This window comes from Streptomyces sp. NPDC055815 (assembly GCF_053616475.1).
Window position 1 is genome coordinate 29,146 of sequence record NZ_JBSHDU010000002.1, and the last position, 17,697, is coordinate 46,842.

19 protein-coding genes are annotated in these 17,697 nt (G+C 71.4%); 8 read left to right on the top strand and 11 right to left on the bottom strand.

What is annotated here, in order from left to right:
• Positions 1-121: 121 nt before the first annotated feature.
• The 4 genes from ACWGN5_RS01910 to ACWGN5_RS01925 form a co-directional block, all read right to left on the bottom strand.
• The gene (locus tag ACWGN5_RS01910; RefSeq protein ID WP_382657994.1) at positions 122-1,084 is read right to left on the bottom strand and encodes an electron transfer flavoprotein subunit alpha/FixB family protein; all 963 of its coding nucleotides are present in this window, start codon (positions 1,082-1,084) and stop codon (positions 122-124) included.
• A 54-nt stretch (positions 1,085-1,138) separates the two neighbouring features.
• The gene (locus ACWGN5_RS01915; protein WP_369142806.1) at positions 1,139-1,924 is read right to left on the bottom strand and encodes an electron transfer flavoprotein subunit beta/FixA family protein; all 786 of its coding nucleotides are present in this window, start codon (positions 1,922-1,924) and stop codon (positions 1,139-1,141) included.
• Positions 1,925-2,124: 200 nt separating this feature from the next.
• Positions 2,125-2,655 carry a flavin reductase family protein gene (locus ACWGN5_RS01920; RefSeq protein ID WP_369142807.1) on the bottom strand — a complete coding sequence of 177 codons (531 nt, stop codon included), beginning with the start codon at positions 2,653-2,655 and terminating at the stop codon, positions 2,125-2,127.
• Positions 2,656-2,887: 232 nt separating this feature from the next.
• Positions 2,888-3,199, bottom strand: coding sequence for a TlpA family protein disulfide reductase (locus ACWGN5_RS01925; RefSeq protein ID WP_030686007.1), 312 nt, complete (start codon positions 3,197-3,199; stop codon positions 2,888-2,890).
• Between the two features lie 223 nt (positions 3,200-3,422).
• Here ACWGN5_RS01925 and ACWGN5_RS01930 point away from each other — a divergent pair, with 223 nt between their 5' ends.
• The gene (locus ACWGN5_RS01930) at positions 3,423-4,145 is read left to right on the top strand and encodes a lysophospholipid acyltransferase family protein (RefSeq protein ID WP_453510655.1); all 723 of its coding nucleotides are present in this window, start codon (positions 3,423-3,425) and stop codon (positions 4,143-4,145) included.
• Positions 4,146-4,173: 28 nt separating this feature from the next.
• On the opposite strand, the gene ACWGN5_RS01935 is transcribed toward ACWGN5_RS01930, so the two are convergent.
• From ACWGN5_RS01935 to ACWGN5_RS01955, 5 genes are all read right to left on the bottom strand, one after another.
• Positions 4,174-4,773 (bottom strand): transglutaminase-like domain-containing protein, encoded by a 600-nt coding sequence (locus tag ACWGN5_RS01935; RefSeq protein WP_453510656.1) that lies wholly within the window; start codon positions 4,771-4,773, stop codon positions 4,174-4,176.
• Between the two features lie 74 nt (positions 4,774-4,847).
• Complete coding sequence (locus ACWGN5_RS01940) at positions 4,848-5,927, bottom strand: threonine aldolase family protein (RefSeq protein WP_369142810.1); 1,080 nt, start codon at positions 5,925-5,927, stop codon at positions 4,848-4,850.
• The gene (locus ACWGN5_RS01945) at positions 5,924-6,685 is read right to left on the bottom strand and encodes an SDR family NAD(P)-dependent oxidoreductase (RefSeq protein ID WP_453510873.1); all 762 of its coding nucleotides are present in this window, start codon (positions 6,683-6,685) and stop codon (positions 5,924-5,926) included. Before ACWGN5_RS01945 ends, ACWGN5_RS01940 begins: the two co-directional genes overlap by 4 nt.
• A gap of 35 nt (positions 6,686-6,720) precedes the next feature.
• A complete protein-coding gene (locus ACWGN5_RS01950) occupies positions 6,721-8,127 on the bottom strand; it encodes a DUF6421 family protein (RefSeq protein ID WP_453510657.1) in 1,407 nt (468 codons plus the stop codon).
• A gap of 157 nt (positions 8,128-8,284) precedes the next feature.
• Positions 8,285-8,836 (bottom strand): GNAT family N-acetyltransferase, encoded by a 552-nt coding sequence (locus tag ACWGN5_RS01955; RefSeq protein WP_453510658.1) that lies wholly within the window; start codon positions 8,834-8,836, stop codon positions 8,285-8,287.
• A gap of 172 nt (positions 8,837-9,008) precedes the next feature.
• Here ACWGN5_RS01955 and ACWGN5_RS01960 point away from each other — a divergent pair, with 172 nt between their 5' ends.
• From ACWGN5_RS01960 to ACWGN5_RS01975, 4 genes are all read left to right on the top strand, one after another.
• Positions 9,009-9,569, top strand: coding sequence for a DUF5134 domain-containing protein (locus ACWGN5_RS01960; RefSeq protein ID WP_453510659.1), 561 nt, complete (start codon positions 9,009-9,011; stop codon positions 9,567-9,569).
• Between the two features lie 203 nt (positions 9,570-9,772).
• Complete coding sequence (locus ACWGN5_RS01965; protein ID WP_453510660.1) at positions 9,773-10,708, top strand: M56 family metallopeptidase; 936 nt, start codon at positions 9,773-9,775, stop codon at positions 10,706-10,708.
• Between the two features lie 207 nt (positions 10,709-10,915).
• Positions 10,916-11,599, top strand: coding sequence for a phosphatase PAP2 family protein (locus ACWGN5_RS01970; protein ID WP_453510661.1), 684 nt, complete (start codon positions 10,916-10,918; stop codon positions 11,597-11,599).
• Between the two features lie 129 nt (positions 11,600-11,728).
• On the top strand, positions 11,729-12,352 hold the full coding sequence (locus ACWGN5_RS01975; RefSeq protein WP_453510662.1) for a TetR/AcrR family transcriptional regulator: 624 nt from the start codon (positions 11,729-11,731) through the stop codon (positions 12,350-12,352).
• Positions 12,353-12,383: 31 nt separating this feature from the next.
• Here ACWGN5_RS01975 and ACWGN5_RS01980 read toward each other — a convergent pair whose 3' ends face one another.
• Complete coding sequence (locus tag ACWGN5_RS01980) at positions 12,384-13,919, bottom strand: LVIVD repeat-containing protein (RefSeq protein WP_453510663.1); 1,536 nt, start codon at positions 13,917-13,919, stop codon at positions 12,384-12,386.
• Between the two features lie 178 nt (positions 13,920-14,097).
• Between ACWGN5_RS01980 and ACWGN5_RS01985 the strand changes: the two genes are divergently transcribed.
• Complete coding sequence (locus ACWGN5_RS01985) at positions 14,098-14,745, top strand: DUF305 domain-containing protein (protein WP_453510874.1); 648 nt, start codon at positions 14,098-14,100, stop codon at positions 14,743-14,745.
• Between the two features lie 113 nt (positions 14,746-14,858).
• On the opposite strand, the gene ACWGN5_RS01990 is transcribed toward ACWGN5_RS01985, so the two are convergent.
• Positions 14,859-15,215 carry an ArsR/SmtB family transcription factor gene (locus ACWGN5_RS01990; RefSeq protein ID WP_453510664.1) on the bottom strand — a complete coding sequence of 119 codons (357 nt, stop codon included), beginning with the start codon at positions 15,213-15,215 and terminating at the stop codon, positions 14,859-14,861.
• Between the two features lie 123 nt (positions 15,216-15,338).
• On the opposite strand from ACWGN5_RS01990, the gene ACWGN5_RS01995 reads away from it, so the two are divergent.
• Together ACWGN5_RS01995 and ACWGN5_RS02000 are read left to right on the top strand one after the other, a co-directional pair.
• Positions 15,339-16,418, top strand: coding sequence for an NADH:flavin oxidoreductase/NADH oxidase (locus tag ACWGN5_RS01995; RefSeq protein ID WP_453510665.1), 1,080 nt, complete (start codon positions 15,339-15,341; stop codon positions 16,416-16,418).
• Between the two features lie 132 nt (positions 16,419-16,550).
• Positions 16,551-17,633, top strand: a complete 1,083-nt coding sequence (locus ACWGN5_RS02000; RefSeq protein WP_453510666.1) for a WD40/YVTN/BNR-like repeat-containing protein — start codon at positions 16,551-16,553, stop codon at positions 17,631-17,633.
• Positions 17,634-17,697 lie beyond the last annotated feature (64 nt).

Here is a 17,697-nt window from a genome sequence, read left to right on the forward strand (position 1 = left end):
ACAACCCTTTTCGCTTTTTATCGGGGCGGGGGGCCCGGCGTATTGGGTGGCCCCACCCGGCGGGGGCCCGCCCGGCCACCCACCGCCGGGCGCCCCCCGGGACCGACAGAACCGCAGGTCATCAGCCCTTGCGGGACTTGACCTCTTCGGTGAGCTGCGGGACGACGTCGAAGAGGTCGCCGACGACGCCGTAGTCGACGAGGTCGAAGATCGGAGCCTCGGCGTCCTTGTTGATGGCGACGATGGTCTTCGAGGTCTGCATGCCCGCGCGGTGCTGGATCGCGCCGGAGATGCCGGAGGCGATGTACAGCTGCGGCGAGACCGACTTGCCGGTCTGGCCGACCTGGTTGGAGTGCGGGTACCAGCCGGCGTCGACGGCGGCGCGGGAGGCGCCGACGGCGGCACCGAGCGAGTCGGCGAGCGCCTCGATGACGGCGAAGTTCTCGGCGCCGTTGACGCCGCGGCCGCCGGAGACCACGATCGCGGCCTCGGTCAGCTCCGGGCGGCCGGTCGACTCGCGCGGGGTGCGCGAGGTGACCTTGGTGCCGTGGGCCTTCTCCGAGAAGGAGACGGCGAGCGCCTCGACGGCGCCGGCGGCCGGGGCGGCCTCGACGGGGGCCGAGTTCGGCTTGACCGTGATGACCGGGGTGCCCTTGGAGACACGGGACTTGGTGGTGAAGGAGGCGGCGAACGCGGACTGCGTCGCGACCGGGCCCTCGTCACCGGCCTCCAGGTCCACGGCGTCGGTGATGATGCCGGAGCCGATGCGCACCGCGAGGCGGGCGGCGATCTCCTTGCCCTCGGCGGAGGACGGGACGAGCACGGCGGCCGGGGAAACGGCCTCGTACGCGGCCTGGAGAGCCTCGACCTTGGGAACGACGAGGTACTCGGCGAACTCGGGGGCGTCGGCGGTGAGGACCTTCACGGCACCGTGCTCGGCGAGCGCGGCGGCGGTGTCGGCGGCGCCGTTGCCGAGGGCGACGGCGACCGGGTCGCCGAGGCGGCGGGCGAGGGTCAGCAGCTCCAGGGTGGGCTTGCGGACGGCTCCGTCGACGTGGTCGACGTAGACGAGAATCTCAGCCATGGGACTTCAATCTCCTGCGAACGAAAGGGGCGGTCTGAGCGGCTCGCGGGAGCCTTAGATGAACTTCTGGCTCGCGAGGAACTCGGCGAGCTGCTTGCCGCCCTCGCCCTCGTCCTTGACGATCGTGCCCGCGGTGCGCGCCGGGCGCTCGGCGGCGGAGTCGACGGCGGTCCAGGCACCCTCCAGGCCGACCTCCTCGGCCTCGATGTCGAGGTCGGAGAGGTCCAGGGACTCCACCGGCTTCTTCTTGGCGGCCATGATGCCCTTGAAGGACGGGTAGCGGGCCTCGCCCGACTGGTCCGTCACGGAGACGACGGCCGGAAGCGAGGCCTCCAGCTGCTCGGAGGCGGTGTCGCCGTCGCGGCGGCCCGTCACGACACCGTCCTCGATCTTGACCTCGGAGAGCAGGGTGACCTGCGGGACGCCCAGGCGCTCGGCGAGGATCGCGGGGAGGACGCCCATGGTGCCGTCGGTGGAGGCCATACCGGCGATGACGACGTCGTAGCCGACCTTCTCGATCGCCTTGGCGAGCACCAGCGAGGTGCCCATGACGTCGGTGCCGTGCAGGTCGTCGTCCTCGACGTGGACGGCCTTGTCGGCGCCCATGGAGAGCGCCTTGCGCAGGGCGTCCTTGGCGTCCTCGGGGCCGACCGTGAGCACGGTGACCTCGGCGTCGTCGGCCTCTTCGGCGATCTGCAGGGCCTGCTCGACGGCGTACTCGTCGAGCTCCGACAGCAGGCCGTCGACGTCGTCGCGGTCGACGGTCAGGTCATCGGCGAAGTGCCGGTCGCCGGTGGCGTCGGGCACGTACTTCACACAGACAACGATCCTCAAGCTCACGCCGGCTCTCCTACTGCATCGGTCATAACTGGGCTGCCTTGTTGCTCGCAGCATAGGCGCCTGAAGGGCGGGTTTCCGGTCGGGGCGCCAGACGCCCCGACCCGAATATTACTCGCCAGTACACCCAGTTCGTTACCGCTGAGCAAGCGCTCAGGCATGTGACCTTGCCAACGCGCGGAGAGCGGCGCGTACGGGAACTCTCAGTCGCGCAGCGCGTTGAAGCGGCCGTGGTGGTAGAGGAGCGGCCGGCCCGCCCCGTCCGGATCCCCGGCGACCGCCTGGGCGATGACGATCCGGTGGTCCCCGGCGGGCACCCGGGCCACCACGCGGCAGACGAGCCAGGCGAGGACGCCGTCGAGCACGGGGACGCCCTCGGGGCCGATGCTCCAGCGGGTGCCCTCGCCGAAGCGGTCGGCGCCGCTGCGCGCGAAGGTGGCCGCGAGCTCCTGCTGGTGCTCGCCGAGTATGTGCACGCCGATGAACTCGGCCTCGGAGACCACGGGCCAGCTGGAGGACGTCGTGCCCACGCCGAAGGAGATCAGCGGGGGCTCGGCGGCGACCGAGTTGAGGGAGGTGGCGGTGAAACCGACCGGGCGTTCGCCGTGTGCGGTGATGACCGCCACTCCGGCCGCGTGCCGGCGGAAGACGGAGCGGAGCAGATCGGGAGAGGCCTGCCGGGGTGCGCCGATCGTGGGAACGGTACTGAGCTGGAGGTCCGGCGTAACCGTCATGGAGTTGTCCTTCTGCGAGGGCGTCGACAAGGGGGTCCTGGGGTGGTCAGACACCCGGACAGCGCGCGCTCGCGTTGCGGGCCAGATCCACGTGGGCCCGGCCGTAGAGAAGGAGTTCTATGGGCACTCCGTCAGGGTGACGATCGTTGGACGGTGCAGTCAAGTGCGTACCGGGATGTGGGAGAAGTGTCACGGCGTCAGACGGCGCGGCCGGGGCCGTACCGACCGTCCGTCAGACCGCCCGGCCCAGAGCGGCGATGACGTCCGCCCTGCGGGGCTGTCCGGCGGCCCGGCGGACGACCCGACCGGCGGCGTCGAGGACGAGGACGGTGGGGGTACGGGCGATGCCGAGCTCGCGCACGAGATCGAGGCGCTCCTCGGCGTCGATCTCCACGTGCCCCACGCCCGGCACCATCGCGGCGACCTCGGCGAGGGTGCGCCGGGTGGCCCGGCAGGGCTGGCAGAAGGCCGTCGAGAACTGGACGAGGGTGGCCCGCTCCCCCAGTGCGGCGCCGAGCGCCTCCGGCCCCAGGACCTCGGTCATCCCACTCCCCTTCGCTCTCCCGTTCCTCCCGTGCAGCGTCCCACGGGGCCGATCGATTCCCGCCACGACCACCGCGAGTGACGAGAATCTCCCCGTACGAAGCCGTCTGGACTGGTCACCGGGCCGCACATGGGGCACGATCTGCCCAAAGCCGAAAACCTACGGCCGCGTAACTTCGCCGGGAGAACACGCTCCGGGCACATGAAGAAGAGGTTCCTCTCCGATGGCAGAACTCGTCTATCGACCGGTCATCGGCGCCGCTCTGACCATGTTCAAGGCGCTCGACCTGAAGATCGACACGCAGGGTTCGGAGCACATCCCGCGGACCGGCGGCGCGGTGCTCGTGAGCAACCACATCAGCTATCTGGACTTCATCTTCACCGGTCTCGCCGCCCTCCCGCAGAAGCGCCTGGTGCGCTTCATGGCGAAGGACTCGGTCTTCAAGCACAAGATCTCCGGTCCCCTCATGCGCGGCATGAAGCACATCCCGGTGGACCGCGCCCAGGGCGAGCACGCCTACCGGCACGCCCTGGAGTCGCTGCGGGCCGGGGAGATCATCGGCGTCTTCCCCGAGGCGACCATCTCGCAGTCCTTCACGCTGAAGAGCTTCAAGACGGGCGCGGCGCGCCTGGCGCAGGAGGCGGGCGTCCCGCTGATCCCGATGGCGCTGTGGGGCACCCAGCGGGTCTGGACGAAGGGCAAGCCGCGGAACTTCAAGCGGAGCCACATCCCGGTGACCATCCGCGTCGGCGAGCCGGTGGAGGCCCCCGCCGACCAGTACGCGGGCGCGATCACCCGGCGGCTGCGCGAGCGCGTCCAGGAGCTCCTGGAGGCCGCGCAGCGCGCCTACCCGGTGCGGCCGAAGGACGCGAGCGACACCTGGTGGATCCCCGCGCACCTCGGCGGTACGGCTCCGACGCCGGCCCAGGTCAAGGAAGCCGGCTGACGGAAGCGCTTCCCCGCGCCCCGCGGGGTCAGAGCGCGGCCGGCAGCGTCCGGTCGAGGTACGGGCGGTCCGGGGCGGCCTTCAGCGCGCCCAGGACGGCCGGGTGCGGCTCGGCGTGGAGCTCGGGGTAGTCCCGTTCGCCGAGCTCCGGCCGTACGGTCCAGGCCAGCCGCTCCCCCTCCAGCGAGAACCGGGCGTCGACGCCCGGCTTGTTCCCCCGCACGTCCTGCCGGGCCCAGGCGCGCTCGCCGGGCAGCAGGACGGCGACCAGGCCGTGCACCACCGGGTCCGAGCCGTCGTCCTCGGTGAGCCGCTGATAGCAGAGGGCGGCGGGGATGCCGCGGGCCCGCAGCAGCGCCGCGTAGGCGATCGACTTGGCGTAGCAGATGCCGTTGCGCTGCTCCAGGACGTCGGAGGCGCGCCAGGTGACGCGAAGATCGCCGGAGTCCATGGAGTGCGGGACGGTGTCGCGGACGAAGGCGTAGGCCGCTTCGGCGTATGAGTATGCGTCGAGGTGCTCGTCGGCGAGGCGGTCCGACACCTCCCTGACGCGCGGGTGCTCATGGTCGATGGCCTCGCTCGCCGCGAGGTATGCCTCGATGTCGGGGTTCCGCTGGATGAGTTCCATACGGGACGACCCTATGAAGACGGCCGGACGGAGTCAATGACTTTCCGTCCGGCCGTATATTCATTCACGCGAGGCTAGCGGGCCAGCTCTTCCTTCAGGGCCTGGAGGAAGGCGTCCACATCGTCCTCCGTGGTGTCGAAGGCGCACATCCAGCGGACATCGCCGGCGGCCTCGTCCCAGAAGTAGAAGCGGAACCGTTCCTGCAGGCGGCGGCTCACCTCGTGCGGGAGGCGGGCGAAGACCGCGTTGGCCTGCACCGGGTAGAGGATCTCCACCCCGTCGACCTCGCGCACCCCGGCGGCGAGACGCTGCGCCATCGCGTTGGCGTGGCGGGCGTTGCGCAGCCACAGGTCCTTCGCGAGGAGGGCCTCCAGCTGCACCGACACGAAGCGCATCTTCGAGGCGAGCTGCATGGACAGCTTGCGCAGGTGCTTCATGTGGCTGACCGCGTCGGGGTTCAGGACGACGACGGCCTCGCCGAAGAGCATGCCGTTCTTCGTCCCGCCGTACGAGATCACGTCCACGCCGACCGCGTTGGTGAACGCGCGCATCGGTACGTCCAGCGAGGCGGCCGCGTTGGCTATGCGGGCCCCGTCGAGGTGCACCTTCATGCCCTTGGAGTGGGCGTGCTCCACGATCGCGCGGATCTCGTCCACCGTGTAGACGGTGCCGAGCTCCGTGTTCTGGGTGATCGAGACGACCTGGGGCATGGCCCGGTGCTCGTCCTCCCAGCCCCAGGCCTGCCGGTCGATCAGCTCGGGGGTGAGCTTGCCGTCCGGGGTCGGGACGGTGAGCAGCTTGAGGCCGCCCATCCGCTCCGGCGCGCCGCCCTCGTCCACGTTGATGTGGGCGGTCTCGGCGCAGATGACGGCGCCCCAGCGGTCGGTGAGCGCCTGGAGTGCGGTCACGTTCGCCCCGGTCCCGTTGAAGACCGGGAACGCTTCGGCGGTGGGGCCGAAGTGGCTGTGCATGATCCGCTGGAGGTGATCGGTGTACTGGTCCTCGCCGTAGGCGACCTGGTGGCCTTCGTTGGCGAGGGCGAGGGCCGCGAGGACCTCGGGGTGGGCGCCGGCGTAGTTGTCGCTGGCGAAGCCCCGGACCGACGGGTCGTGGTGACGACGTGCGTCGGTCCTGGGGCCGAGTGCCGCGGTCACGGCTTGGGGGTCAGCCACAGACGCTGTCCATTCACTTCCTGGGCGGGCTTGTCCCAGAGCCCGGCGATCTCGTCGGCCAGGTCCTTGACGTCGGTGAAGCCCGCGAACTTCGCGTTGGGGCGTTCGGCGCGCATCGCGTCGTGCACCAATGCCTTGATCACCAGGATGGCAGCAGCGGCCTGCGGGCCTTCGTCGCCCCCCAGCTTGCGGAAGGAGTCCGCCATGGCGAGGGTCCACGCCTCGGCCGCCGCCTTGCCGGCGTTGTACGCGGCGTTGTTGGCGACCGGCTTGTGCGCGCCGGACTGGCTGATCAGGGCGTACCGGCCGCGTCCGCCGGCCCGCAGCAGCCCGTCGTGGAAGGCGAGCGAGGTGTGCTGGACCGTGCGGATGAGGAGCTTCTCCAGGAAGTCCCAGTCCTTGAGGTCGGTCTCCGTGAAGGAGGCGCTGCCGCGCCAGCCGCCGACGAGGTGGACCAGGCCGTCGATCCGGCCGAACTCCTTCTCGGTCTTCGCGGCCCAGTCACGGGTGGCGTCCAGGTCGAGCAGGTCGACCGTGTCGCCGATGACCTTGGCTCCGCCGTGGGCGTAGCGGGCGGCGTCGACGGCCTCCGCGAGGCGCGCCGGGTCGGCGTCGGAGCCGACGACCGTCGCGCCCGCCTCGGCGAGGCGCAGCAGCGTCGCGCGGCCGGCCGGGCCGGCCGCACCGGCGACCGCGATGACGGCGCCGTCGAGCGGTCCGCCGTTTCCGTTGGAGATCATGGGCGACGCCTCCTCGGTGTTCTCGGTGAGGTCGCTCACGCGGCGGCCCGCTCGGTGCTCGGGACGTCGGCGGCGGTGATCCCCTTGGTGTCGGCGATCACGCCCTTCAGCTTCTTGGCGAGGGCCTCAAAGAACATGCTCAGCGGAAACTCGTCCGGAAGCACGTCGTCGACGAGCTTGCGCGGCGGCAGGGAGAGGTCGAGGGCGTCGGGGCCCTTGGCCCACTTCGATCCCGGGTGGGGGGCGAGGTAGGTGCTGACGAACTCGTACGCCTTGAACCAGTGGACCAGCTTCGGGCGGTCGATGCCCTCACGGTAGAGGGTCTCGATCTCGGTGCAGAGGCGGTTGGTGACCTCGGGGGCGCGGTCCCAGTCGATGGTGAGGACGTTGTCCGTCCAGCGCACCACGTCGTTCTTGTGGAGGTACGCGAAGAGGAGCTGGCCGCCCAGACCGTCGTAGTTGCGGGTGCGGTCGCCGGTGAGCGGGAAGCGGAACATCCGGTCGAAGAGGACGGCGTACTGCACGTCACGGCCGTGCCCGTTGCCCTCGGACTCCAGCTTCACGGCCTCCTTGAAGGCGGTGAGGTCGCAGCGGAGCTCCTCGAGGCCGTACATCCAGAAGGGCTGGCGCTGCTTGATCATGAAGGGGTCGAAGGGCAGGTCGCCGCGGCTGTGGGCGCGGTCGTGGACCAGGTCCCAGAGGGCGAAGGCCTGCTCGCAGCGCTTCTGGTCGCCGAGCATGACGGCGATGTCCTCGGGCAGCTTCACGCCGAGGGTGTCGACGGCGGCCTCGGTGACCTTGCGGAAGCGCGCGGCCTCGCGGTCGCAGAAGATGCCGCCCCAGGTGAAGCGCTCGGGGACCTCGCGGACGGCGACGGTCTCCGGGAAGAGGACGGCCGAGTTGGTGTCGTAACCGGCGGTGAAGTCCTCGAAGGTGATGCCGCAGAAGCCCGGGTTGTCGTAGCGGGTGCGCTCCAGCTCGGAGAGCCACTCGGGCCAGACCATGCGGAGCACGACGGCCTCGAAGTTGCGGTCGAGGTTGCCGTTCTGCGTGTACATCGGGAAGAGCACGAGGTGCTGGAGCCCGTCGGCGCGGCCGGCGGCCGGGTGGAACTCCATGAGGGAGTCGAGGAAGTCCGGCACGGTGAAGCCGCTCTCGACCCACTTGCGCAGGTCCGCGACGAGGGCGCGGTGGTAGGCGCCGTCGTGCGGGACGAGCGGGGAGAGCTGCTCGACGGCCGCGGCCAGGCGGTCCACGGCGAGCTCGACGAGCGCGCGGGCGGGGGCGCCCTCGGCCTCGAAGTCGATGGAACCGTCGGCGCTCTGCCAGGGGCGGATCTCCTCCACGGCATTCTTGAGCTCGGCCCAGGCCGGGTGGTCGATCACGCGGGCGTCGGTGGCTATCGCCCCACCGGTCACGTCCTGCACAAGAATTTCCGTCATGCCTCTTCCTCCACAGGAGAACCTTGCGTCAAGACAACGTAACCATCGACGCTCGGTTCCCACAAGGGGAGGCAAGAGAAATTATCCTGTGCGACCCCCCTGACGGCAGAAGTTTTTCCTGTCCGTCAGGGTTGAAGCCACTCTTCCGCCGTACGAGTCAGCCCAGCGGCTTGATCAGCAGCTCGAACTCCAGGTCGTCGCGCTGGGGCAGGCCGAAGCGCTCGTCGCCGTACGGGAACGGGGTCATCCGGCCCGTGCGCCGGTAGCCGCGCCGCTCGTACCAGGCGATCAGCTCCTCGCGCACGGAGATCACCGTCATGTGCATCTCGCGCGCGTCCCACAGCTCGCGGACCCGGCGCTCCGCCTCCGCGATGATCTGCTTGCCCAGACCCGCGCCCTGCAGCTCCGGACGGACCGCGAACATGCCGAAGTAGGCGGCCTCGCCCCGGTGCTCCAGCTGGCAGCAGGCGACGAGCTCGCCGTCGCGCTCCACGACCAGGAGCCGGCTGCCGGGGGTGGTGATGACCGCGGCCACGCCCTCGGGGTCGGTGCGCTGCCCCTGCAGGATGTCCGCCTCCGTGGTCCAGCCGCCCCGGCTGGAGTCGCCCCGGTAGGCCGACTCGACGAGCGGGACGAGCGCGGGCACGTCGTCGAGGACCGCTTCGCGGTAGCTGATCCGGCCGGTCTCCTGGGACGTCGCGGTGTCCATGTTTCGGGGCTCCCCTCGGGCGCTGACGATCGGCGTGCGCGATCGTCCCGAGCCTAACGCGCGCGGCTTTCGCTCCCCTCGTACACCTGTGCGCGCCCGTGCGCCCGCGTGCGGCATCCCGGGGGCGGGCATTCCTTCCTGGAGGAGACGGCATGGAGGGGGGAGGTGTGCCGTGCACGGACCGGCTCTGTCCGGGTGGCTGATGGTCGCGCTGTGCGCGGCGACGGGCGTGTACTGCCTGCTGCGGATGCGGGCCTGCGCCGGCGAGGAGCGGAAGGCCGCGGGCGGCGAGGCGCTGATGGGCTTCGGGATGGCGGCCATGGCGCTGCCCGCCGCGGTCCTGACCCCGCCGGAGTGGGTCCTGGCGGGGTACGCGGCGGTGTTCGGCGCGGCGGCGCTGCACGGCCTGCTCGCGGTGCGGCGCGGCGGACACCATCTGCACCATCTGGTGGGCTCGCTCGCCATGGTCTACATGACGGTGACGATGGCGGCGCCCGCCACGGCGGGGGCGCACGCGGGGCACACGACGGGGCCCGCGGGGGGCATACCCGTGCTGACGGGCGGGCTGCTCCTCTATTACGTGGCGTACGTGCTCCGCTCCGGGGCGCGGCTCGTCCCGGTGGCGGCGACGGCCGGCGGGCCGGGTCCCGCCTGGGCGACCCGGCCGGAGCTGACGCTGGCCTGCCGCCTCTCGATGGCGCTCGCGATGCTGGCGATGCTGGTGGCCCTGTGAGGGGGTGCTGATGCTGGTGACCTTCTGAGGGGGTGCTGGTGTCGGTGACCTTTTGAGGGGGTGCTGGTGTCGGTGACCATTTGAGGGGGCGCTGAAGAGATCCGGCCCGTTCGCCGGCGCGTTCCGGCCAACCAAACCGTGGCGTACGTCACTTGCCGTCCGCGCCCATACCCCGGCGCGTACCGCGCTCATAGGCTGACGCCATGTGGGTCTCCCTCGCACTGTTCCTGCTCGGCGTCCTGACCGCCCTCGCGGCCCCCCGGCTGCTGTCCCGGGCCGACTGGGTGGAGCGAGAACCCGTGGTGGCCCTGTGGGTCTGGCAGTGCGTGGTGGCCGCCGTGCTGCTGAGCTTCGCGCTCTCCATGACGTTCAGCGCGTCCGGGGCCTGGCAGGCCGTCCGGGGGCCGGTCTTCGCGGGCGCCCCGCGCGCGGTGGTCGACGCGTACGAACTCGGCACCTCCGGGCCCTGGTCCGCGGTGCTCGCCGTGGTCCTGGCGGCCGGCGGGCTCTGGTCCGGGGCGATGCTGGGCCGGGAGATCGGCCGGGCCCGCGCCCGGCGCCGGCAGCGCCGCTGCGAGCTCCTCGTCCGCGCCCCGCTGCTGCCCGGGGAACTGCCGGGCAGCGAGCGGCTCGTCGTCCTGGAGGGCGAGCGGGCGGGCGCCTGGTGGATGCCCGGCTCCACACCGCGGCTGGTCATCACGACCGCGGCGCTCCGGCGGTTGAAGGGGCGTCAGCTGGACGCGGTCCTGGCGCACGAGCAGGGCCACGCCCGGGCCCGGCACGACTGGCTGCTGCACAGTTCAGGGGCGCTGGCCGCCGGGTTCCCCGGGATCCCGGTCTTCGCGGCCTTCCGCGAGGAGATGCACCGCCTGGTGGAGCTGGCCGCCGACGACGTGGCCTCGCGCCGCTTCGGACGGCTGACGATCGCGCTGGCGCTGGTCGAACTGAACGAGGACCGGGGGGTGTTCGGTCCCGGCCCGGCCCCCGCCGCCGATCTGCCCCAGCGGGTGAACCGGCTGCTCACCGCCGCGCCCCGGCTCACCGCCGGCCGCCGGCTGCGACTGACGGCGGCCGCGTCCCTGGTGCCCGTGATCCCCGTCCTCGTGGCCTTCGTCCCGGCGCTGCGCGCGCTGGGGTAGGGGCCGGTGACGGCACGCGCGACGGACGGGGGCACGACGGCCGAGTCCACGGCGCCCGCGACGGACAGGGACACGGCGCCTGAGTCCACGGCGCCCGCGACGGACAGGGGCACGACGGCTCGGCCCGCGGCGCCCGCGGCCCCGGTGGCGACGCGCGTCGGTCGGCCGGAGGGCGGCCCGGGGTCGATCGTCGGGCAGGATCGGCGCATGCGCACCTCCGCCCTGGTCTCCGGGGTCCTGGCCCTGACTCTGCTCGTGCTCGTCGCCGTGGAGTGGGCACCACTGCTCTCCTTCGACCGGTCGGTCGCCGAGGCCCTGCACCGCAGCGCGGTCGCCCACCCCGGGTTCACCCGCGTCAACCGGATCTTCACCGACTGGGTGTGGGACCCATGGACGATGCGCGCCCTGGCCGCCGCCGCCGCGGTGCTGCTGTGGTGGCGGCGGGAGCGGCGGGCGGCACTGTGGGTGGCCGGGACGAGCCTGCTGGCCGTCGGGCTCCAGCAAGGACTCAAGGAACTGGTGGGGCGGGACCGTCCGTACTGGACGGACCCCGTCGACGCCGCGCGGTACGCGGCCTTCCCGTCGGGGCACGCCATGACGGCGACGGTCACCTGCGGGCTGCTGCTGTGGGTCCTCGCCCTGCACTGGCGGGAGGAGTCGCGCGGCTGGGGGACCCTGGCGGGCGCCGCCGTCGTCTCGGTGCTCGGGGTCGGCTGGACGCGGGTCTACCTGGGCGTGCACTGGCCCTCGGACGTCGTCGAGGGCTGGCTGCTCGGCTGGTGCTGTGTGGCCGCGGCGGTCCTCACGTACCGGTGGAGCGAGCGGCGCGGAGCCTCCCGCGACTCCCCCGAGGGCGAGGGCGGCGGGAGCAGAATGGGAGAAAGAAGATGAAGCCGCCTGTTCTGGACGATCCCCCGTGTCGCCCAGAACAGACGGCATCCCCGGCGGTATGCCACGCGGGCATGCCGACGGGATGCGCCGAGTATATTGGCCGGCAGCCAGTCAACGCAGGAGTCCAGCATGTCCCCGCGTAGCCCATCGGTCAATGAAGAGCTTCGGCGCCGGTCGCGGGAGCGGATTCTCCAGGCCACCGTGGACCTCGTCGACGCCCACGGCTACGAGGCGACCACGCTCGGCGACATAGCGGAGCGGGCCGGTACGGCGCGGGGGCTGATCTCGTACTACTTCCCCGGCAAGCACGTACTGCTCCAGGCGGCGGTGCACCGGCTGATGCACCTGACCCTGGAGGAGGCGCTCGAACGGGAGCCGCGGACGGAGGACGGCCGTGAGCGTCTCGCCCGCGCGATCGACGCCATCCTGGGGCTCGCGGTGACGCGGCCCACCCTGATGCGGACGCACATGGCCGGCATCCTGCAGGCCGACGGGTTCGTGCAGTGCGAGGAGCAGCAGCGGCTGGCCTTCCTGCTGCGGGACACGGTCACGCGGTACGGCTCCGCGGACGTGGACACGGACTATCCGCTGCTGCGCGCCCTGCTGATGGGCGCGGTGGTGGCGGTGCTGCTGCCGGGGGCCCCGATGCCGCTCGTGCGCCTGCGGTCGGAGCTGTTCCACCGGTACGGCCTCGACTGGGAGGCGGGCGCGCCGCCGGACGGGGGTCCGCCCGACGGCGCGCCGCGGTCGTGAAGCGGTGATCAGCCCCGGAGGGTGACCGGTTCTAGAAGTCGTCGAAGTAGTCCGGCTGGGTCTGGACGTTGAGCGCGTCCATCCGGATCCGCTTCGCCGGGTCCGTGCGACGGTCGGAGAGCTTCAGGACGTCGAAGCCCTTCGCGATGTCGTTCGAGTAGATGTGGCCGTTGTAGTAGTACGCGGACCAGGAGCCGCCCGTCGAGATGGTGGTGGCGGACAGCGGGCCGCGCTCGAAGTAGGCGATCTCCTTCGGGGCGCTGGAGTCGGTGAAGTCCCAGACGGAGACACCGCCCTGGTACCAGGCCTGGACCATCAGGTCCTTGCCCTTGACCGGGATCAGCGAGCCGTTGTGGGCGACGCAGTTCTCGGTGTCGGCCTGGTGGCGCGGGATCTTGAAGTAGCTGCGGAAGACGAGCTTGCGCTGGTCGCCCTTGCCGACGATGTCGTAGATGCCGTCGGCGCCCCGGTTCGGGCCGACCACGGCGTTGCAGGTCGCGCCGCTGCCACCGCCGAGCTCGTCGGTGAAGACGACCTTGTTGGCCTTCTGGTTGAAGGTCGCGGAGTGCCAGAACGCGAAGTTGACATTGTCCTGGACCTGGTCGATGACCCGCGGGTGCTCCGGGTCCTCGATGTCGAAGAGGATGCCGTCACCCATGCAGGCGCCGGCCGCGAGGTCCTTGCCCGGCAGCACGGTGATGTCGTGGCAGCCGGTGGTCTTGGAGACGCCCGGGTTGGTGGGCCCGCCCGGGTTGCCGCCGCCGTCCGGGCCCTCGCCCGGGAAGAGGACGGGGAAGTTGACGACGGCCGCCTGCTCGGGGGCCTTGCGCGGGACCTTGATCACGGAGATGCCGTCGTGCGGGGGCTGGCAGTCCGGGAAGGCCGCGTTGGGCGAGTAGGAGGAGACGTAGATGTACACGTTCTTGCCCTTGGGCAGGATCGTGTGGGTGTGGGAACCGCAGGCGGTCTCGACGGCGGCGACGTACTTCGGGTTGGCGATGTCGCTGATGTCGAAGATCTTCATGCCCTCCCAGGATTCCTTGACCGAGGCGGGCTGCGTCGTGCTGGCGCACGAGTTGTCGCTCCGGGAGGAGTCGGTGGAGAGGAAGAGCAGGTTCCCGGAGACGGAGATGTCGTTCTGGGAGCCCGGGCAGAGGACCTGTGTGACGGTCTTCGGTTCCTTCGGGTTGCTGATGTCGTAGATCCGGAAGCCGTCGTAGTTGCCGGCGAACGCGTACTTGCCCTGGAAGGCGAGGTCCGTGTTGAGGCTCTTGAGGGCGTCCTTCGGGACGTTCGCGAGGTGCTCGATGTTGGCGCTGTGGACGATCTCGTCCACGCCGGGTATCTCGCCGCTCTGGATGGCGGAGCGCGCCTCGGCGGCCTGCTGGGACGAGACGGCACCCTGCGCTGGGGCGGCGTCTCCGGGGTCGGGGGTGGCGGCCGCGGGACCTGCGGCGAGCAGTGTGGCCAGCAGCCCGGCGGCGGCGGATGCCACGCCCAGACGTCTGAACCGGGCACGCGGGTCGCGCGCGTCGGACGTGGCATGCGGGGTACGCAACGAAGTCACTCCGTCCTCCCTGGTATCCGTTCAGCTTTGAACGGGTGTTGGACCACGGCAGTATCTTCCGTGCCATGCACATCTCAACAGATGGCAACACAGACGTAATGAAGGTTTTTGATCGGCCGCTGCGAGAAAGTGCTAGGAACGGTCACTGTTCCCGCAAAAACACCTGGAGGTCGCGTTGTTGATCCGCCGTCAGCGTGCCGTCGTCGCCGCGGCCCTGTCCGCCGTCGCCGTACTCGCCCTGGGCGCCTGCGAGTCGGGCTCCGAGAAGGGCGCGCCGCAGGCCGGGGCCTCGACGGGGCCCGCGGTGGTGGCGCCGGGGAAGCCCGGTGAACCGGCCCGGCGGATATCCCCCGAGGAGGCGGCCCGGCTGCTGCCCGACGAGAGCCCGAACGGGGCGGACTTCCGGTACGCGCAGATGATGATCGTCCACCACGAGCAGGCCCTGACGATGACGGCGCTGGCCCCGCAGCGGGCGTCCTCGCCCCAGGTGAAGAAGGTCGCCGAGCGCATCGCGGCGGCGCAGCGGCCGGAGATCGCCTCGATGGAAGGTTGGCTGAAAAACAACGGCGGTCCGCGCAAGCAGGGCGCGCACGACCATCACGCGATGCCGGGCATGGCGACCGAGGAGCAGCTGACGCAGCTGCGGAACGCACAGGGGAAGGCCTTCGACGAGCTCTTCCTGAAGCTGATGATCGCGCACCACGAAGGGGCCGTGACGATGGCCGCCGAGGTGCTGAGCGAGGGGAACAACGTCCTCGTGGAGGAGATGGCGAACGACGTGATCGCCCAGCAGACCTCGGAGATCAACCGGATGCGCTCGCTGTAGGCGCCGCGGGAGGGAGGGGGGCCGCGAGGCCGCCGTCTCTCCCACGCGCCCGGCCCGGGAGGGCGGTCGTCAGGGCGCGTCTCTCCCACGCGCCCGGCCCGGGAGGGCGGTCGTCAGGGCGCCGTCTCTCCCTCGCGTCCCGCCTGGGCGCCGGCCGCCGCCAGGACGGAGTCGAGGAGGCCGGGGAAGAGGGCGTCGAGGTCGCTCCTGCGCAGGCAGTTGAGCTTGGCCGTGCCCCGGTACATCTGCTGGATGACGCCGCTCTCGCGGAGCACCCGGAAGTGGTGCGTGGTCGTGGACTTGGTCACCGGGAGGTCGAAGTACGAGCAGCTGAGTTCCGTCTCCTCGCGGGCCAACTCCTGCACGATCCGGAGGCGCACGGCGTCCGAGAGGGCGTGCAGCACCTCTTCGAGGCGGATCTGGTCGCGCGTGGGGTGTTCGAGGACGCGCGGGCTGGTGGTGGTCGTCATGGCGGCGGCTCCACTTCATCCGGGATGCGGTCCATTGTACGAGAGGCCTCGTAGTTTGACAGGTGCCGTACTACGATGAGTATCGTACGAGCACCTTCGAGGCATCCCGAAACGGAGTCCGTCATGAGCGTCGCCCTGTTCGAGCCCTTCACCCTGCGGTCCGTGACCGTGCCCAACCGGGTCTGGATGGCGCCCATGTGCCAGTACTCGGCGGAGCCGAGCGGACCGAACGCGGGTGTGGCCGGCGACTGGCACTTCGCCCACTACGCGGCCCGTGCCACCGGCGGCGCCGGACTGATCCTCGTCGAGGCGACCGCCGTCGCCCCCGAGGGCCGCATCAGCCCGGCGGACCTCGGGCTCTGGAACGACACCCAGGTCGAGGGACTGCGGCGGATCTCCGGCTTCCTCAAGGAGCACGGCACCGTGCCCGGCATCCAGATCGGCCACGCCGGACGCAAGGCCTCCACCAACCGCCCCTGGGAGGGCCGCGGCCCGGTCGGTCCGAGCGAGGGCTGGCAGCCCGTCGGCCCCAGCCCGGTCGAGTTCGCCGAGGGCTACCCGGTGCCGACCGAGCTGACCGTGGACCGGATCCGGGAGATCACCGGACAGTTCGCGGACGCGGCCCGGCGCGCGCTCGCGGCCGGGTTCGAGGTCATCGAGGTACACGGCGCGCACGGCTACCTCATCGGCGAGTTCCTCTCCCCGCACAGCAACCACCGCACGGACGCGTACGGCGGCTCCTTCGAGAACCGGACCCGCCTCGCCCTGGAGGTCGTCGACGCCGTACGGGCCGTCTGGCCCGAGGAGCTGCCCGTCCTCTTCAGGATCTCCGCCACCGACTGGCTGGAGGAGCAGGGCTGGACGGTCGACGAGACCGTACGCTTCGCCGCGCCGCTGCGCGAGCACGGCGTCGACCTCCTCGACGTCTCCAGCGGCGGCAACGGCGGACCGGCCCGGATCCCGGTGGGCCCCGGCTACCAGGTGCCCTTCGCCGCCCGCGTCAAGGCGGAGACCGGGCTGCCGGTCGCCGCGGTCGGCCTGATCACCGAGAGCGAGCAGGCCGAGAAGATCCTCGCCAACGGCGAGGCCGACGCGGTCCTCCTCGGCCGCGAGCTGCTGCGCGACGCCTCCTGGCCGCGCCGCGCCGCCCGCGAACTGGGCGCGACGACCCCGGCGCCGTCGCAGTACGCCTGGGCGATCTGACCGGGATCCTCCGGTCCGGGCCGGGCCTGCGAGGCCTCCGGTGCCGGGCCGGGGTGTCTGCGGGGGCCGTTGTCAGTGGGCGGGTGCAGACTGGCCCGTATCCGCGACAACGGCGTCCTGGAGGTGGCAGCCATGCCCGACGTACTCCTCACCGTAGGCACCCGCAAGGGTCTCTTCATCGGCCGGCGACACGACGGACGGTGGGAGTTCGACGATCCCGCCTTCCCCGCGCAGGCGGTCTACTCCGTCGCCATCGACACCCGGCGGCCGGCCCCGCGACTGCTCGTGGGCGGGGACAGTGCCCACTGGGGCCCCTCCGTCTTCCACTCCGACGACCTCGGCAAGAGCTGGACCGAACCGGCCCGGCCGGCGGTGAAGTTCCCCGAGGACACCGGAGCCTCCCTGGAGCGCGTCTGGCAGTTGCACCCGGCCCCGGAGCACTCCCCCGACGTCGTGTACGCGGGGACGGAGCCGGCCGCGCTCTTCCGCTCGGCGGACGGCGGCGAGTCCTTCGAGCTCGTCCGCCCGCTCTGGGAGCACCCGACGCGCTCGAAGTGGGTGCCCGGCGGAGGCGGCGAGGCCGTGCACACGGTCGTCACCGACCCGCGCGACCCGGAGGCCCTGACGGTGGCGGTGTCGACCGCCGGGGTGTTCCGCTCGCGGGACGGCGGGGCCGCGTGGGCGCCTTCCAACCAGGGGGTGTCCGCCGTGTTCCTGCCGGAGCCGAACCCGGAGTTCGGGCAGTGCGTGCACAAGATCGCCCAGGACGCGGGCGACCGGGACCGGCTGTACCTCCAGAACCACTGGGGGGTCTTCCGGAGCGACGACGCGGGCGCGAACTGGACCGACATCGGCGCAGGGCTGCCGTCCGACTTCGGGTTCGCGATCGCCGCGCACCCGCACCGCCCCGACACCGCCTACGTCTTCCCGATCACCGCCGACTCCGACCGGGTGCCGGCGGGCCACCGCTGCCGCGTGTACCGCACGACGGACGCGGGCGGGAGCTGGGAGCCGCTGTCCCGGGGCCTGCCCGAGAGCGACCACTACGGCACGGTGCTGCGGGACGCGCTGTGCACGGACGACGCGGACCCGGCGGGCGTCTACTTCGGCAACCGGAACGGCGAGCTGTACGCGAGTGCCGACGACGGGGACAGCTGGCAGCTGCTCGCGGAGCACCTGCCGGACGTGCTGTGCGTGCGAGCCGCGGTGATCTGACGGAATCAGAGGTGCGACCTACAACGGGGCCGTCGCCGACCAGTGGAGCTGCCACCGCTGGGGC

What these genes read in the sequence shown, in the direction of transcription:
- ACWGN5_RS01910 (WP_382657994.1), bottom strand. Translation starts at nt 1,084, where the DNA reads ATGGCTGAGATTCTCGTCTACGTCGACCACGTCGACGGAGCCGTCCGC.
- ACWGN5_RS01920 (WP_369142807.1), bottom strand. Translation starts at nt 2,655, where the DNA reads ATGACGGTTACGCCGGACCTCCAGCTCAGTACCGTTCCCACGATCGGC.
- ACWGN5_RS01925 (WP_030686007.1), bottom strand. Translation starts at nt 3,199, where the DNA reads ATGACCGAGGTCCTGGGGCCGGAGGCGCTCGGCGCCGCACTGGGGGAG.
- ACWGN5_RS01930 (WP_453510655.1), top strand. Translation starts at nt 3,423, where the DNA reads ATGGCAGAACTCGTCTATCGACCGGTCATCGGCGCCGCTCTGACCATG.
- ACWGN5_RS01935 (WP_453510656.1), bottom strand. Translation starts at nt 4,773, where the DNA reads ATGGAACTCATCCAGCGGAACCCCGACATCGAGGCATACCTCGCGGCG.
- ACWGN5_RS01945 (WP_453510873.1), bottom strand. Translation starts at nt 6,685, where the DNA reads ATGATCTCCAACGGAAACGGCGGACCGCTCGACGGCGCCGTCATCGCG.
- ACWGN5_RS01950 (WP_453510657.1), bottom strand. Translation starts at nt 8,127, where the DNA reads ATGACGGAAATTCTTGTGCAGGACGTGACCGGTGGGGCGATAGCCACC.
- ACWGN5_RS01955 (WP_453510658.1), bottom strand. Translation starts at nt 8,836, where the DNA reads ATGGACACCGCGACGTCCCAGGAGACCGGCCGGATCAGCTACCGCGAA.
- ACWGN5_RS01965 (WP_453510660.1), top strand. Translation starts at nt 9,773, where the DNA reads ATGTGGGTCTCCCTCGCACTGTTCCTGCTCGGCGTCCTGACCGCCCTC.
- ACWGN5_RS01970 (WP_453510661.1), top strand. Translation starts at nt 10,916, where the DNA reads ATGCGCACCTCCGCCCTGGTCTCCGGGGTCCTGGCCCTGACTCTGCTC.
- ACWGN5_RS01975 (WP_453510662.1), top strand. Translation starts at nt 11,729, where the DNA reads ATGTCCCCGCGTAGCCCATCGGTCAATGAAGAGCTTCGGCGCCGGTCG.
- ACWGN5_RS01990 (WP_453510664.1), bottom strand. Translation starts at nt 15,215, where the DNA reads ATGACGACCACCACCAGCCCGCGCGTCCTCGAACACCCCACGCGCGAC.
- ACWGN5_RS01995 (WP_453510665.1), top strand. Translation starts at nt 15,339, where the DNA reads ATGAGCGTCGCCCTGTTCGAGCCCTTCACCCTGCGGTCCGTGACCGTG.
- ACWGN5_RS02000 (WP_453510666.1), top strand. Translation starts at nt 16,551, where the DNA reads ATGCCCGACGTACTCCTCACCGTAGGCACCCGCAAGGGTCTCTTCATC.